Genomic DNA, 16,398 nt, shown 5'->3' with positions numbered 1-16,398 from the left:
AAATCCCTTGAGGGTTGATGTTAAATTCCCCATCCCATGAAAAAACCAGCGGAAAAACGGGGCGAGGCGGCGGAGGCTGGGCTGGGCGTTTGGAACGGGCCGGGCTGGCCGGAATCCGACGGCGCCGGAAGGCATCTGGAAATCGTGTAGTGAAACTTAGGCCGCAGGGATGGAAAAAGACGGGCAGAAACTGAAAACCGAATCAGTTTCTGAGATGCCCATTCACGGTGAAGTCCATAAAGAGTTCACCGTGAATGGGCATAGAACCGCCTTTTTCCATTCCTGCGGCCTTAGTTTCACTTACGGTTGGAAGCTGCCTTCCGGCGCCGTCGGATTCCGGCCAGCCCGGCCCGTTCCAAACGCCCAGCCCAGCCTCCGCCGTCTCGCCCCGTTTTTCTGCGTAACTTTCGCCAATAAATCCCTTTTCTTTACTTCACCTCAACCCCATTCAGATAAACCAGCGTCCCGTCTTCCCTCCTGCTGAACTTAGAGAACCATTCATCATAAAAAAACCAGGAATCCTGCGCTGTACAGCAGTGGGGCTTATAATCCACCGTGGTAAACTGAACCATGGGGACACCCTGCTTATTCAAATAGACTTTATGATAATACAATCCGTTACGGTAGGTAAGCGGTTCATCCACCGGCTGGGTTTCATTCCGCTTCGTCCAATACTCGGCATTCACCTTTGTGAAGTTGGCCGGGTTTTCATAGGTGCCGCCGTTGTAGTCATTTTCACCCATGACCATCCAGAGGGGCATTTTACAGTTTTCCTTCACGCCCTCCGTATCAAAATACCCGAAGAACCCGCCTTTGAGCACCCCTCCCGTGGACGCTCCTGCGGTAAAATACTCCGGCAGGGCGAGAATGGCCCTCTGGCACATGCAGGCGCCCATGGAATGGCCGTTGGCGTATACTCTGGAACGGTCCACGTTAAAGCGGGAAAATACGTCTTCCAGCATCATTTTCACCAGTTTTTCATCGTCCATGATATCCCCGACGCGGCCTGAATTCCAGGCAGGATGAGGCATCCAGCCCTTATCCGCCATGCGGCGCATGGAACCGGCCGGGAACAAAGCGATGAAGTTCCTGGCCTCCGCCACCTTAACCCATTCGGTGGAAGCCATCATCGGCTCATTCCGGTTGCCTCCGCCGTGGAAACAGACCACCACCGGCGCTTTATAACCGGGATCACGTTTCACCTTAGACGGGATATATTCCACCCAGTCCCTCAAATACTGGTCAACCCGGATGGTCCTTCTCTCCGCTCCCCAGGCTTTTAATGACCGCCTTGGGCGAAGGTGGCCGTTGGCAATGCCCGTGGTTCTGGTATAGCGGGATACCAGTTCCCAGATCCAGTCCGCTTTTCCCATCACCTCATCAGTCTTCATATTTCCCAAAATGAGAGGCGCGCCGGCTATTTCCTCGATTAGAGACGCATTTGTGTCCTCTTTCGCCAGATATACGGTAAGGCCGTCCTGCTCATAAGGCTTTTCCCGGGACAAATTGGCCTGTTTCCAATAACATGCCGCCCTCTCCTGAGCCGCTTTTTCTTCCCCGGTTTCCGGGCAGGAAAGCAGGCACATGGGCAGCGGAACCTCCCTCATGGGCATGAAATCATAGTCGGACGGACGGTCCCCCCACTCCTTGAGCAGTTCCTCTTCCACCCCGTAATCGCCTGCGCACACCGCTCCCGCAAAATGGGAGGGCACTTCCAAAGCCAGCATCTGGGCCAGCCTGGCCCCTGTGCCATAACCGGCCAGATAGACATAGGCTTTGTTGATGTTATAATAAGTCCGGTCCCGGACCATGGTCTCCAATGCCTGCACATATTCGTAATCTTCCCCCGGAGCCGCAATCTGCAAAAGAATGCCTTCCCGGTCCGCAGTCTCCTTCCACCCGCTCTGTACCAGGAACTCCACCACGGCCTGCCCCTCCGAAGGGATCAGAACCGCAGCAGGGCCACTATGATAACAGCGTTCCGGTATGTATATATAAAATGTCTTGGCGCGGGGAACGCCTCCGACATCTAACCGGCGTTCAAATAATCCGGTAAGCTGGGTACGGTAAATATCATCAGGATCAATTTCTTCATAAAAGCCCGACACATCCGCCGGAAATTGTTTTATCTCCATCATGAATACCTCTCTTTCCGCCGTTTTTACGGCTGTTTTCTATCTTTAACAGAATTTTTCATAACAGTTCAGACGGCGGGAAAATTGATGGAGAAAGCAGCGTCAAGCTCGCTTGTAAGCCGCTTTCTCTGTCACTTTTCACATCGGATGGACATCCGATGCTTCTTGACCGGCTTTTTCGGTCAAAAAGATTAGCCGTCTGAACTGTTGCAATTTTTCATTTCCAAGAGCCAGCCGTCTTTATGAAACAAAATAACAAGCCGTATAATGCCCATTCCGGCTCTCCACATACTCCGGCATTTCCTGCCTGCATTTATCCGTAGCATGAGGACAGCGGTCGCTGAAACTGCATCCTGCGGGCCGTTTCATCACGCTGGGAACCTCTCCCCGTATCTCCACCTTTTCCCTGTTTTTCTCCACCGCAGGGTCGGGAATCGGAATAGCCGCCAGCAGGGCCTTAGTATAAGGGTGCTGGGGATTATGGTACAGTTCTTCACAAGGAGCTATTTCCACAATTTTCCCCAGATACATCACCGCGATTACATCGCTGATATGCTTCACCACAGACAGATCATGGGCGATGAAAATATAGGTCAGCCCCATTTTCTGCTGCAGCTCTTCCAGCAGATTGATGATCTGGGCCTGAATGGACACGTCCAATGCAGAAATCGGCTCATCGCACACGATCAGTTTAGGATCGCTGGCTAAGGCCCTGGCAATCCCCACACGCTGCCTCTGTCCGCCGGAAAATTCATGGGCATACCGCTCCTTCATGGACGGGTCCAGCCCCACCAGGCGCATCAGCTCATCCACCCGGGCAAAATATTCCTGGCTGGACTTCACCAGCCCATGGGTCTTTAACGGCTCCCCAATCATCTGTCCCACCGTCTTTCTCGGATTCAGGGAACTGTAAGGGTCCTGGAAGATCATCTGGATATTCTTCCGCTCTTTTCTCAGCTCTTCCCCGGAAAGCTGCTTCATATCTTTCCCGTCAAACAGAATCTGCCCCTTCGCCTGAGGATAGAGCTGTAAAATGCTTTTGGCAACCGTGGTTTTCCCGCAGCCGGATTCTCCCACAAGCCCAATGGTCTCCCCCTTCTTCAAGTCGAAAGATACCCCTTCTATCACCTTTAAATCCCCGGTTTTCCGTTTAAAAAGCCCTTTCCTGATATCAAAATAAACCTTCAAATCTTTCACGCTCAAAAGAGTATCCCCGACTTCCTTACTCCGGTCCAGTTCTTCCTCTTTCTCCCGGCTGTCAAATGCGTCCAGCTCTTCACGGCTCATGGCACAGGCGCTGAAATGCCCGTTTTCTCCCACCAAAACCAGTTCCGGCTCCCGGTCCATGGGACATTTGCTTCCATGGTATTTACACCGGTTGGCAAAGGGACAGCCCTTGGGACGGTTGGACGGGTTAATGGGCGTGCCTTCGATGGGGATCAGCTTTCTGTCCCGGGAATCATCCAGCCTTGGAACCGCTTTTAAAAGCCCTCTCGTATACGGGTGGCAGGGATCTGCAAAGATATCCTCCGCCCTGCCGGATTCCACCACATTTCCCGCATACATAACATAAATTCTCTGTGCATACCGGGCCACAATACCCAGATTGTGGGTCACGATCAGCAGGGCCGTCCCCCTCTTTTGGGATATTTCCTGCAAAAGATCCAGAATCTGCGCCTGGGTGGTCACATCCAGGGCCGTGGTGGGCTCATCGGCGATGATGATTTCCGGATCACCGGAAATGGCGATGGCGATCATGATTCTCTGGCGCATGCCGCCTGAAAACTGGTGGGGATAGTCGTTTAAACGTGTTTTGGCGTCCGGTATCCCCACGTCGGTCAATAGCCCGGCCGCTTTTTCCTCCGCCTCCGCTTTGGTGCATTTATGGTGGAGCAGAATGGATTCCATAAGCTGGTATCCAATGGTTTTGACCGGGTCTAAGCTGGTCATGGGTTCCTGAAAGATCATGCCGATTTTTCCGCCCCGTATCTTCTGCATTTCAGGGCCGTTCTGCTTATATTTCAACAGATTTTCGCCTTCCAGCATCACGGTTCCGCTTTCGATTTTCCCTGGCGGGGACGCGATCAACTGGATGCCTGCCAACTGGGTCACGCTCTTTCCCGAACCGCTCTCCCCCACAAAACTGATGATTTCCCCTTTGTCCAAATAGAAGGAAACGCCGTTCACGGCTATGGATCTGCCCTCTTCATTGGTAAATGTCACCATCAGATCATTGATTTCATATAAATGACTCATCTGTGTTTTCCTCCTAAATAGATCTAAATAGATCCCCTCAGCCTTGGATCCAAAACGTCTCTCAGGCCGTCGCCGAAAATGTTAAAGCCCATAACCAGAAGCAGCACGCAGATTCCCGGCGCCAGGCCGAAGGCCGGATTGGCAATCAGCCTGGTATAACCGTCATTCACCATGCCCCCCCAGGAAGCCATAGGCGGGTTGATTCCCAGTCCGAGAAAGCTCAGGCTGGATTCCGCCAGGATCGTGGTGCCGATATTACGGGTCAGAAGCACGATTAAGGGCGACATACAGTTGGGAAGCACATGGGAAAACATGATTTTCACCCGTTTTACCCCCACCACTTCGGCCGCCATGATATAATCCGCCCCGCGGATGGACATTACCTGTCCCCTCATCATACGGGTATAGGTGGGAATCGTGGAAATCCCCAGAATGATCATCAGGTTGGTAAGCCCTCCCCCTAAAACCAGGCCCAATGTGAGGGCCAGCATGGTATTTGGAATGGCCATCAGGGCTTCCATGCATCTGGAAATCACCGTGTCCACCGTACCGCCGATATAACCGGACAGCATTCCCAGAATGATCCCGCAGACAGCGGATATCATAACCGCCACAATGCCGATCAGCAGAGAGGTTCTGGTGCCGTAAATGATCCTGCTCAGCACGTCCCGGCCGATGTTGTCCGTGCCCAGAAGATGGGCTGCGGACGGCTGTGCCATAGAATTTGTGGGATCAATGGCATAAGGGTCATAAGGGGCCAGAAAGGGCGCGAATATGGCCACAACGATGAAAAAAAACACGATGGCCGCTCCATAAATTACGATGCGGCGGCGGAACAGCCGCCGGATAAAACTTTTTATTTTTTTGATTTTATACGCTTTTTCGTCCATATTTTTCCTCCACGCCAGAGCGTTTTATGCGCAGATACTGCGCTTCATTTTACCGGTTAACCCTGTCACTGCACCCGGATTCTCGGGTCAATGATTCCGTATGAAATGTCCACAACCAAATTTGCCACTGACACCACAATGGCGATAATGAGAATGCAGGCCTGTGTTACAGCCACATCACGGCCAAACACAGCCGTGGTCAAAAGCTGTCCCATTCCCGGAATATTGAACACCTTCTCGCTGGCCACAGAACCGGCTACCAGATGCCTGAAATTCATTCCAATCAGGGTTACAACCGGAATCAGGGCATTTGGCAGAGCATGGCGGCGGATCACATTTCCCTCTTTCACTCCTTTAGCCCGGGTGGCCCGGATGTAATCCAGGCCGATCACTTCCAGCATGCTGGAACGGGTCTGCCTTGTGGTGGATGAAATCGTACCCACGCTCATTGCCAGAACCGGAAGCACCAGTTGTTTTAAGCTGGTTAAAGGATCTCCGTCCCAGGGAAAAGAAAATCCAAAGGACGGAAGCCATCTCAAATTAACGGAAAATACATAGATGCCCACAACCGCCAGCCAGAACAATGGCACGGCGGCTCCGAAATTGGAAAATACGGTAACAACCATATCCCAAACCGTTCCCCGCTTGGTGGCGGCCACCATTCCGAAGAAAATCCCTATAAAAGTGCTGATAACCAGGGAGATTCCCCCTAAAAATATGGTCACCGGAAGACGCCTGAACAGCAGGGCGGAAACCGGCTCGTTGTATTTGGTGGAGGTTCCCAGATCACCATGAAGCACATCCCCCACCCAATCGATATATCGTTCATAAACCGGCCTGTCTAATCCCAGCCGGATGTATTCAGCCTGATATTCTTCTTCTGTCAGTTCCACACCTTCCCCTACCAGAGCATAAACCGGATCGCCCGGCATCAGATAGACAAGGGAAAACGCGAAAAGTGATACTAATATAATTACGATACAGGACTGGCCCAATCGTTTTAGAATATATCCTGTCAAGATTGATATCCTCCTATCTTTATATGAAGGGCTATTTATATGAAAGGTGATTTTTCAGTAAGGGATTTTTACACAAAGGACTATTTACACAAAGGGTGAAGGCTTTTTCGAAAATCCCTTCACCCTTCTTGTAAATCACCCTTCTTGTAAATCACCCTTTCTTGTAAATCACCTGCTCTTGTAAATCCCTCCCTGCCTTAATGGGCGCTCATCCATGCAGATTCCGGATACCACTGCGAAGAGTGGTAATATCCCATATAGGTATCAAACACATAATCTTTCGTAAACGTATCCTTGCTGTTTGCATAGATCGGCATCATAGCGCAGTAATCGTCAATGATGACTTTCTGCATTTCTTTTAAATCAGCCGTCATTCCTTCTCTGTCCGTGGCTGTCAGGGCTCTTTCCCCGATTTCTCTCAGTTCCGGTATATCCAGGTTGTCACAGGCATAGCGCACGCCGCTGCCTTCCGTAAATGCGTTCATCCAGTTCACCGCATTCTTGCTCTCACCGGCGCTTCCGCCGATGACAAGTCCGTCCCACCCCGTCATGGTTTTTTCATTCATAACCGTCTGCTCAATCAGATTGATGTTCAGGGTAACGCCGATCTGTGACCAGTATGCCTGCATCATCTCAACGATCTGCTTGTTGGTCGCGTTGGTCGCAACTACATAAGCCTCTAACGTGAAGCCGTCCCCATATCCCGCTTCAGCAAGAAGGGCTTTGGCCTTTTCCACATCGTAAGGATATCCCTTTACCTCTTCGTTATAAGCCCAGGAAGTCGGGTTCTGCCATTGGTTGGTTCTCACATAAGTTCCCTTTGAGGAATATGGTTTTGTAATCGCGTCAAAGTCAACTCCATAAGCCAGAGCCTGGCGCACTTTTAAATCATAGGTAGGGAGATCCGGGTTATTGCTGGTTACACGGGCAAATGTGATGGAGTTTCCTGTAGGAAGCTCACGGCTCACCCATTTGTAGCCTTCTTTTATCATGGTTTCCGCACAATCCGCGTCGGCTCCCAGCACCACGTCGATTTCTCCAGTCTGCATTGCGGCCGTAATGGTGGCAACATCAGAGAACAGATAGAATTCGATTCCGTCTAAATGGCTGGTTCCCCAGTAGTCTTCATTTTTCTCAAATACCAGCTTCACGTCGTTGTCATAAGAAGCCAGCTTAAAAGGCCCTGTGCCCACCGGCGACATATAAGCTTCTTCCACCTTTTCGAATTTTTGAATGTGGGCCGGAGACGCCATGTAACCGCCGGAACTGTATGTAAACCAGTCGATCAGGGAATTATCCCATTGGGAAAGCTGAAGCTCCACCGTCAGGTCGTCCACTTTAACAAATTCCAGATCACAGTTGAATTTCTTTTTCTTTGCTTCCATAGTGGTCTGCATATTCCAGATCACCGCGTCCGCGTCAAAAGGAGTTCCGTCCGTAAACTTCACATCCGGGCGGAGATGGAACACGATTTTATTCTCATCAGGTTTCTCTTCATAGGATTCCAGAAGCCAGGGTTCGATTTCCCCATCATCTTTTAAACGGCCCAATGTCTCGATCGCCGGGCAGGCCGCCATCTGTTCCTGCTGGGTTGCGATTTTACCCGGATATCCGATACAGGACAAAGAAGCCCGGACGCCCACCTTTAAAATGCCTCCGTCGGTCACTTCCACCTCTCCTGCTGCCGCTGTTTCCGCTCTGGACGCCTCTGCTGCCGCCGTAGTATCCTCCGTTTTTTCCGCAGCCGTTGATGCCGCGGAAGTGGTTCCCCCCGCTGCCGTCGGATTCGCCGTCGGTTTTGAACAGCCCGCCAATACAGATACCGCCATAAGAACTGCTGTTGTTAACGCTGTAATCTTTCTCATGATAACCTCCATCCTGCCGTTATACGGCATTATCATCATAGTGTTTCTGCAGAATTCCCCTTTTATTGTGCACATTTTTCTTATTAGGTGAGTGAATCATAACAAAATTGTGTATTTTGTTCAATCCAGTTTTCGTAATTGGGAGTTTTTTTGACGTAATTGGACATTAAAAAAGGCGCCTTTTTGCAGTTGTCCGCAAAAAAGACGTCTTTTCGTCTCTCCGTGTATTATTATTCATACACCTATATATTATATATTTTACACATAGAAAGGATTTATAATTCACATATGGTAAATGCTATGAATTTGCGCTTCCCACATCCCGGATTCCTGCGCGCCGCCAAATCCCCGTAACCGTCCTGGGCGCCCCTCCCGGCCGGAACGTTAATGGAATTTTAAGGCGTCCCCTGCCGGCATCGGGATCAGGATTTTCAACACAAACTGATCCTTCTCCTGCTCCACAGTCATCATGCCCTTATATTCCGCCGCGGTCTTTTTTACGCTCAGAAGCCCCAGCCCGTGAAGCCTGGAATCTTCCTTTGTGGTCATCGGAAGCCCGTCGTCCATTTCCACCTCTTCTTCACTGTAGTTTGCGATCTTAATGACCAGATTGTTGGCAAATACCCCGTTTTTGATCTGGATATACCGTTTTTCTTCATCCTGCACCTTCATGGACGCTTCTATAGCATTGTCAATCGCATTGCCAAATATGGTGCAGATATCAATATCCCTTAAAAATGTGATCCGGCTGAAATCCAGATACACGCTCATTTTTATTTGGTTGAGACGGGCCGCTTTCATCTTTATGCTCATAATCCCATCCAGCATTGAATTTCCGGTATCCACCGTTGTTTCGTATCCTTCTAACTGTCTCTTCATATCCGTCAGATATTCCTGCACCCAATGGCCGTTGCCCGCCATGCTGCTGATGGAAAGCAGGTGGTTCTTCAGATCGTGATACATGCACCTCACGTCCTGGGCCGCCGCCACCCGTTCTTTCATGCTTTCATACTGATACGACTGCAGCAGTTCCATCCTGTGACGCTCTTCTTCCCTGTCCTCGTTGGCAAAATACTGCTCTACGAAAACCAGCATGATCATAATCAGCATCAAAATGATCATGGCGAATATGGTCAGCTCCACAATCTGGTCTTTCTTCTTGCCAAACTCATTCAGGGTGTATTTCATGTAGATTTCCAATATGGCAAGCCCTGCGCACATCCCATAGCGGAATTCCCAGCGGTTTTTAATCTTGGTATAATCGATCCCATTTCTCACAATCCAGATCAGTATAAACGCGGCCAGGCATATGAGGAGCTGAACACAGATTTTATTCAGATATAAGGAACCGGCGATCAGCGGAATCTCCCCCCTGCGCACTCCTGCCAGCACAGGCGTCACAAATACGATGGTATGGGCGTAATAAGCCAGGGTAAAAATGACGGACGCATAAAATTTTCTGCTCCGGACGCCGTCTTTGCAAATCTCCATATAAAAGGTCATCCCGGCCAGCCTGAAAAAAAAGCTGGTGAACACGTTGGCATGAAATGAGGTCAGCCAGAAAAACAGCCCCATCATCAAAACCCCCGCCGTCCGGTTCAGCCGCTTCCTCCACTGATTTTCGTATTCTTTCGATTTAAACTTCATTCCGAACCAAAGGCCGAAGACCATATCGTCTGCAATCTTCCAAACAGCAGACGCCAAAGCCCCAATCATAGCCTGCTCCCTGCATAACGGGTCAGTTCTTCCATAAATTCCTTTTTCCGGTGCTTGCTGACTGGGATTTCTTCCCCATTATCCAACAGCAGGGACAAAGGCCTGACCTCCTGGATATGGATGCAGTTGACCAAAAAGGAAGAATGGCAGCGCAGAAAACCGCAGTCTTTCAACTGGTCTTCCATCTCTTTTAACTTCCCGTAAAACCGTACTTCAGCGATTCCCATGTGCAGAATGATCTCATGATTCTGAACCTCAACATAACGGATCCTGTGTGTCTGGACCCATTTGGTCCCCCTGCCGGTCTTCACCGCGATCTCTTTTCCATTTTTGTCATCGGAAATATTGGACAGCGCCTCTTTCACCTCCATGCGGAACTCCTCATAGGTCAACGGCTTTTTTAAAAAACCAAAGGCCCTGACCTTAAAGCAGTCCAGGGCATACTGAACCATGCTGGAAATAAAAATGATGCACACCTCTTTGTTAAACGTCCTGATCCTCCTGGCCGCCTCAACCCCGTCCAGATCATTCATCTTTATATCCAGAAAAATGATATCATACGCCCCGTCATAGTGTTCCATGAAATCTTCTCCGGACTCAAAAGCGTGAACCGATACCTTGCTCCCCTCCTCTTCCACAAGGCGTTCCATATACTCCTTCAGTTGGATGCGGACCTGCTGTTCGTCATCGCAAATCGCCACTTTATACAAGATCATTCCCCCATTTTGTCTGTACTGCTGCCGCATATTTGTCCCGCACAGTATGCGGCATACAAAAATGCAGCCTGTTATTTTCCCTGTTACCAATGTTATTGTATATTTTACAACAAAAATATAAAAACCGCCATATCTTTAAAAACATGAAAAAAGGAGCCCGGCCGGACTCCATGCGGATATTCACCATTTCCACCTGAAAGCCCTTTCGGCTCCTTTTTCTATGTTAATTAAAATCCTGTCACAGGAAATCTGTTAAGACAATTCCTTTAAAATGTTATCGATATCCAATTTCTTCCCGATCACCATCAGGTGTTCATCTGCCTGGATCACATAATCCGCCGGCGGCATCAGATTGGCTTTCCCTCCTGATTTGGTTCCCAAAACGCTGATATGGTACTGGTTCCGGATTCCGGATTCCTTCAGGCTCTTATCCACCCAGGACGGAAGGGGTGGGATCTCATAGATGGAATATTCTTCCGTCAATTCAATATAGTCAAAAATGTGGTTGGCGCTGTAGCGCACAGCCAGCTTTTCAGCGATATCCCGGTCAGGATAAATGACTTCGTCAGCCCCGTTTCTCAGCAGAAACTTGGCATGGATATCCCGGTTGGCCTTGCTCACAACAAATTTTGCCCCCAGCTCTTTGACCAGGCTGGTGATCTCCAGGCTGCTCTGGAAATTCGTTCCAATACAGACAAAGCAGAGATCAAAGTTAGCGATTCCCAGGCTTCTTAAAACCGCTTCATTGGTGCAGTCGCCGATCTTGGCGCTGACAACGTAAGGAAGCAGCTCCTCCAGATTCTCCTCCCTCTCATCCACGATCATGATCTCATTTCCCAAATCCGCAAGGTTCTTACACAAATGGCGTCCGAAACGTCCCATACCGATTATTAATATAGATTTCATGGCTACCTCTCCATCCGCCGCTTTAGCGGCACTTAATTCGTTGAATTTGACCCGCAGGGCAAATTCTGCGGGGGAATGATGCTTTTCATTCACCCTGCCCTCTCCATCCGCCGCTTTAGCGGCACTTAATTCGTTGAATTTGACCCGCAGGGCAAATTCCGCGGGGGAATGATGCTTTTCATTCACCCTGCCCTCTCTATCCGCCGCGTCAGCGGCATTTCATTCATTTCCTATCCAACTGTAATCCGCTCCACCGGCTGCTGCACATGGGCAATTTTCTTCCGCTGTGTAAAGGAGAGCGCAAAGGACAAACTGCCGATCCTTCCGCAGTACATGAGCAGAATAATGATGATCCGCGACACCGGCAGCAAAGATCTGGTGATTCCCGTAGTCATCCCCACCGTACCGATAGCGGAAAATGTTTCAAACAACACATCTGTCATGGCCAGCGGCTGTACCATCATTATGACTAAAGAAGCCGTCATCGCCAGAAGCAGGTTTATAGTAAAAATGGAACTGGCCCTTTTAATGGAATCGTCCTCCAGCCTGCGCCCGAACACATTGACACCGTAAGTCCTTCTGATATTGGATACCACATACAGAATCAAAACCACGATGGTGGTCGTCTTGACGCCGCCTGCTGTGGAACCAGGGCTTCCTCCGATGAACATAAGTATAATGGTGAGAAGCTTGCTGCCGTCCGACAGCGCCGCCGTATCAACCGTATTAAACCCGGCAGTCCTGGCCGTAACCGAACTGAACAGGGACGTAAGTATCTTTCCGCTGGTGTTCATCCCAACCAGCAGGTTATTCCGTTCAAACAGATAAAATAGAAAGGCGCTTCCAAACACCAGCACAAATGTGGTGATGAGCACGATTTTTGTATGAAGCTTATATTTTCTGAACTTCAGCTTATGCTGGCTCAGGTCATCCCACACGATAAATCCAATACCGCCGATTATGATCAGCAGCATGATCACCAGATTCACAATCCAGTCATCATAATAATTGACAAACGAGGAATACTGGGCCTGATGCCCCATCAGATCAAATCCAGCGTTGCAGAAAGCCGATATGGAATGGAAAATCCCATAAAATGCCCCTCTGAAAAATCCGTATTCCGGTATAAAACGGGAAGCCAAAAGGATAGCCCCGGCCCCCTCAAAACATGCCGTCCCGATGATGATCTTTTTCGCCAGCTTCACCATTCCGCCGATCTGCAGCGTGCTGATACTCTCCTGCATCAGACCTCTGGTTTTAAGCCCGATCTTCCTTCTCAAAATAATCGACACGAATACGCCGATGGTGATAAATCCCAAACCGCCGATCTGGATCATTGTTATGATCACGATCTGTCCGAACAAAGACCATTGGGTCCAGGTATCCGCCACAATCAGCCCCGTCACGCAGGATGCGCTGGTGGCCGTAAACAGACAGGTGATCCAGTCCGGGCTGATCCCGCTTTTACTGGCAAAAGGCAGTTTCAATAGAACGGTGCCGGTGAGTATAATTCCCAAAAAACCATACGCGATGAACTGGGTTTGTGTCAAATGGTTTTTGATCCGGAATATTTTAGGTTCTTTCATGATGAATTTCCTTCTCTTTTTTCTTCATTTTGCAGCAGTTCAGAAGGCTCATTTTCCCGCCCTCTGGACTGCTGCTATTAAATACGCCTATTATACACCAACCGGAGACATTTCTACAACTTTTTCCTGTTAAAAAACTGTATCAAAGTGAAGAGTATGAAAGCGGCCAGGTTAACCAGCACCACGCTGGCCCCCGCCGGCGTGGAAAACCGGTAAGACAGCACCATGCCGATGCAGAAACACAGGATCGACAGAATGCCGGAGGACAGCACAACTCCCCGGAAACTTTTAAAAATCCGCATGGAAGTCAGCGCCGGGAAAATGACCAGGCTGGAGATCAGCATGGCCCCCATCATCCTCATGCCGAGGACGATGGTCACAGCCGTCAATACCGCTATGATCACATTATACCAGCCCACATTGACCCCGGTGGCCTTGGCAAAGTTCTCGTCAAATGTCACCGCAAACACTTTATTATAACAGAGCAGAAACAGCCCGATCACTATGATTGACAAAATAACGCTGAGCCTCACGTCCGATACGCTCATAGCCAGAATGCTGCCGAACATATAGCTGCTGACATCCGTAGTCATCCCCGTTGTCAGGGACGTGACCGTAATGCCCACAGCCAGGGCGCTGGCCGATATGATGGCAATGGCCGCATCGCTTTTGATCCTGCCCTGTTCCGTAATCCTCAGCAACAGAAATGCCGCCAGAACCACCACGGGAATGGATACTTTCAGCGGGGACCAGCCCACCGCAACCGCCACGGAAAGCGCTCCAAAGGACACATGGGACAGCCCGTCCCCGATCATGGAATACCGTTTCAGCACAAGGCTGACGCCCAAAAGGGCCGCGCAGAGGGAAACTAAAATACCGCCCGCCAGCGCTCTGACGAGGAATGGGTAGGACAGCATTTCCCTAATTATATCCATTGTCCCCACCTCCCAAAAATTCTTTTCCTGTTCTGCTGTTCACATAGTCCTTCGTATCGCCGTAAAACAGCACATTCTGCTTCAAATGAAGGATCTTGTTGGCCTGGGATACGATATTCCCGATATCATGGGATACCATGAGAATCGCCACCCCCTGATCCTCATTCAAATGGTGCACCAACTGGTAAAATTCCTGGGAAGCCGCCGGATCCAGCCCGGTAATCGGCTCATCCAGAATCAAAAGCTTATCCGTGGCGCAGAGGGCCCTTGCAATCAGCACCCGCTGCTGCTGTCCTCCGGACAGTTCCCGGTAACAGTGCTTTTTCAGGCCGTGGATCCCCAGCCGTTCCATGTTGGTGGCCGCCAGCTCTTTTTCCGTTCTGGAATAAAATGGTTTATTCCCTCTGCGGCTCAGACAGCCGGACAAAACCACTTCATAAACGGTCGCCGGAAAGTCCTTTTGGGCAGCGGTCTGCTGGGGCAGATAGCCGATGCCGGTCTTTTTCAGTTCTTCCGATACGGCAATGGTTCCCGCCGTAGGCTTTATGAGGCCCAGAAGGCCTTTCATCAGCGTGCTTTTTCCGGAGCCATTTTCTCCCACAATGCAGAGGTAGTCCCCGGGATTTACCTCCATGGTCACATCGATGACCGCATCATGGTTTTCATATCCAAAATCTACATGTTCACATTTAATTAATGGGTTCATTCATCCAGTCCTTTTCTCAGATTGATCACGTTCTGCCGCATGAGATCAATATAGGTAATTCCATCGTCAAATTCTTTTCTGGTCACATTGTGGCAGGAGTGCAGGAGCAGGGGAACCGCCCCCGTCTCTTCTCCTATGATCTCGGAAACCCTGTGGCTGCTCAGTTCCAGATAATATACCACCGGAATCTGTTCCTCTCTGACCTTATCGATCAGATAGGCGATGGTTTTGGCGCTGGGCTCCGTATCCGTGCTGCAGCCGGAAAATGCGGCCCGGTAATCCATTTTATACTCTTCCGCCAGATACCGGAAGGGAAATTTATCCCCCACCACGATCATATTCCGTTTGGCATGTTTCATTACGTCTCTCAGATCCCCGTCTATTTCCCTCAGCAGTTCCAGGTAGATTTCCTCATCCTGAATATAAATATCCGCATGTTCAGGGTCTTCCTCCTGGAGAGCGGTGCTGATTACAGACACGATCTTCATAGCGTTGACGGGCGAAGTCCAAATGTGCTCATCGTATTCAATCTCCACCTCAAATCCATCATGATCCACATAATCGCCATGCTCCTCTTCGCTGTGATGGTGTTCAGCGCCTTCTTCCATGCCCTCAACGGTTTCCTCTTCAAAGGTTTCCACATAATCCATCATTGTAATCACCTTCATCTCAGAAGTATCCACCGCGTCCAGGACTTCCGACAGCCAATGTTCCATCTCCCCGCCGTTGCAGATCAGCACATCGGCATTCTGTATGGCCAGCATGTCGGCCGGTGTGGGTTCAAAGGAATGGCTGTCCATTCCGGCGGGCACCACCAACGTCAAATCCACCAGATCGCCGGTAATCTGCCTGGTGAAGTCATAATAAGGGAAAAGGGTGGTGACCACCTGCAGTTTTTTCCTGCCCTGTGCAGCCGGATCCCCAGTCTTTGCCCTGGCGCATCCTGCGGTAGGCAGAAGGGCTGCCGTCATTAACGGCAGCGCTATTATTATAAGAAGCTTCCGCGTCCATTTTACCATAAATTCCTCCAATTGCCTGTATTGGCCAATGTATCAGTTTAATAGTATAGCACAATTGCAGGAGAAGCGTAAAGGGGGTGGGGGGAAATTGATATTTAATTGAGGAAGTTACGCAGGGGAGCGGGGAGGACGGATGGCGGAGAACCAGGGCGGGGGGCTAAACGGAGGAACCAAACGATACAGGGATCTAATTCCAACCGTTAAGTGGAGCTAAGGCTCCCAGCATGACAAAAGGCGGTCCGATGCCCCTGAACGGTAAACTCCTGATGACTTTACCGTTCAGGGGCATCTCAGACACTGATTCGGAATTCAGTGTCTGCCCGCCTTTCGCCATGCCGGGAGCCTAAGTTCCACTAAACGGTTTCCACACGACCCCTGTATCGTTTGGTTCCTCCGTTTAGCCCCCCGCCCTGGTTCTCCGCCATCCGTCCTCCCCGCTCCCCTGCTGGTTTTCTCTGGATCTGGTAATTAAAGGACAAGTTTGTAAATTATGAGAGTATTTAACATCAAACGTCAAACTGGTCTTTCCATGGATCAGCTCGATTCTATGTTAGTGGTTCTACGTTAGTCGTCAGTTGTAAACTGAAATTCCATACCTGTGATTTCAGTTATAGAGTAAACGTTTTATTTATTAGGGAAAAGCAACAGG

Annotated in this window: 12 protein-coding genes; all 12 read right to left on the bottom strand. The window is 50.0% G+C overall.

Annotated elements, in window-relative coordinates; genetic code table 11:
- Positions 1–428: 428 nt before the first annotated feature.
- The 12 genes from GPL15_RS13865 to GPL15_RS13810 all read right to left on the bottom strand — a co-directional run bounded on the left by GPL15_RS13865 (position 429) and on the right by GPL15_RS13810 (position 15,749).
- Complete coding sequence (locus tag GPL15_RS13865) at positions 429–2,138, bottom strand: PHB depolymerase family esterase (protein WP_215699274.1); 1,710 nt, start codon at positions 2,136–2,138, stop codon at positions 429–431.
- A 237-nt stretch (positions 2,139–2,375) separates the two neighbouring features.
- Positions 2,376–4,391 (bottom strand): ABC transporter ATP-binding protein, encoded by a 2,016-nt coding sequence (locus tag GPL15_RS13860; protein ID WP_215699273.1) that lies wholly within the window; start codon positions 4,389–4,391, stop codon positions 2,376–2,378.
- 23 nt (positions 4,392–4,414) lie between these two features.
- Positions 4,415–5,281, bottom strand: a complete 867-nt coding sequence (locus GPL15_RS13855) for an ABC transporter permease (protein WP_215699272.1) — start codon at positions 5,279–5,281, stop codon at positions 4,415–4,417.
- Positions 5,282–5,346: 65 nt separating this feature from the next.
- The gene (locus GPL15_RS13850) at positions 5,347–6,300 is read right to left on the bottom strand and encodes an ABC transporter permease (protein ID WP_215699271.1); all 954 of its coding nucleotides are present in this window, start codon (positions 6,298–6,300) and stop codon (positions 5,347–5,349) included.
- 197 nt (positions 6,301–6,497) lie between these two features.
- On the bottom strand, positions 6,498–8,165 hold the full coding sequence (locus GPL15_RS13845) for an ABC transporter substrate-binding protein (RefSeq protein ID WP_215699270.1): 1,668 nt from the start codon (positions 8,163–8,165) through the stop codon (positions 6,498–6,500).
- Positions 8,166–8,549: 384 nt separating this feature from the next.
- Positions 8,550–9,881 carry a GHKL domain-containing protein gene (locus tag GPL15_RS13840; RefSeq protein ID WP_215699269.1) on the bottom strand — a complete coding sequence of 444 codons (1,332 nt, stop codon included), beginning with the start codon at positions 9,879–9,881 and terminating at the stop codon, positions 8,550–8,552.
- Complete coding sequence (locus GPL15_RS13835) at positions 9,878–10,582, bottom strand: LytTR family DNA-binding domain-containing protein (protein ID WP_346344980.1); 705 nt, start codon at positions 10,580–10,582, stop codon at positions 9,878–9,880. Before GPL15_RS13835 ends, GPL15_RS13840 begins: the two co-directional genes overlap by 4 nt.
- A 267-nt stretch (positions 10,583–10,849) precedes the next feature.
- Positions 10,850–11,503, bottom strand: coding sequence for a TrkA family potassium uptake protein (locus GPL15_RS13830; protein WP_215699308.1), 654 nt, complete (start codon positions 11,501–11,503; stop codon positions 10,850–10,852).
- 230 nt (positions 11,504–11,733) lie between these two features.
- Positions 11,734–13,089, bottom strand: coding sequence for a TrkH family potassium uptake protein (locus tag GPL15_RS13825; RefSeq protein ID WP_215699267.1), 1,356 nt, complete (start codon positions 13,087–13,089; stop codon positions 11,734–11,736).
- A 113-nt stretch (positions 13,090–13,202) separates the two neighbouring features.
- Positions 13,203–14,024: a metal ABC transporter permease gene (locus tag GPL15_RS13820; protein ID WP_215699266.1), complete on the bottom strand. Its 822-nt coding sequence runs from the start codon at positions 14,022–14,024 to the stop codon at positions 13,203–13,205.
- Positions 14,011–14,730, bottom strand: a complete 720-nt coding sequence (locus tag GPL15_RS13815; protein WP_215699265.1) for a metal ABC transporter ATP-binding protein — start codon at positions 14,728–14,730, stop codon at positions 14,011–14,013. The genes GPL15_RS13820 and GPL15_RS13815 overlap by 14 nt, the downstream gene beginning before the upstream one ends.
- Positions 14,727–15,749 (bottom strand): metal ABC transporter substrate-binding protein, encoded by a 1,023-nt coding sequence (locus GPL15_RS13810; protein WP_215699264.1) that lies wholly within the window; start codon positions 15,747–15,749, stop codon positions 14,727–14,729. The genes GPL15_RS13815 and GPL15_RS13810 overlap by 4 nt, the downstream gene beginning before the upstream one ends.
- Between the last annotated feature and the right edge of the window lie 649 nt (positions 15,750–16,398).

It is taken from the genome of Clostridium sp. MCC353, from assembly GCF_018785315.1.
GTDB lineage: Bacteria > Bacillota > Clostridia > Lachnospirales > Lachnospiraceae > CHH4-2.
Note: the sequence above shows the minus strand (reverse complement) of the source record. Positions and strands in the feature narration are given on the sequence as shown.

Coding starts and splice junctions, on each gene's coding strand:
- GPL15_RS13865 (WP_215699274.1), bottom strand. CDS start 2,138: ATGATGGAGATAAAACAATTTCCGGCGGATGTGTCGGGCTTTTATGAA.
- GPL15_RS13860 (WP_215699273.1), bottom strand. CDS start 4,391: ATGAGTCATTTATATGAAATCAATGATCTGATGGTGACATTTACCAAT.
- GPL15_RS13855 (WP_215699272.1), bottom strand. CDS start 5,281: ATGGACGAAAAAGCGTATAAAATCAAAAAAATAAAAAGTTTTATCCGG.
- GPL15_RS13845 (WP_215699270.1), bottom strand. CDS start 8,165: ATGAGAAAGATTACAGCGTTAACAACAGCAGTTCTTATGGCGGTATCT.
- GPL15_RS13840 (WP_215699269.1), bottom strand. CDS start 9,881: ATGATTGGGGCTTTGGCGTCTGCTGTTTGGAAGATTGCAGACGATATG.
- GPL15_RS13830 (WP_215699308.1), bottom strand. CDS start 11,503: ATGAAATCTATATTAATAATCGGTATGGGACGTTTCGGACGCCATTTG.
- GPL15_RS13825 (WP_215699267.1), bottom strand. CDS start 13,089: ATGAAAGAACCTAAAATATTCCGGATCAAAAACCATTTGACACAAACC.
- GPL15_RS13820 (WP_215699266.1), bottom strand. CDS start 14,024: ATGGATATAATTAGGGAAATGCTGTCCTACCCATTCCTCGTCAGAGCG.
- GPL15_RS13815 (WP_215699265.1), bottom strand. CDS start 14,730: ATGAACCCATTAATTAAATGTGAACATGTAGATTTTGGATATGAAAAC.
- GPL15_RS13810 (WP_215699264.1), bottom strand. CDS start 15,749: ATGGTAAAATGGACGCGGAAGCTTCTTATAATAATAGCGCTGCCGTTA.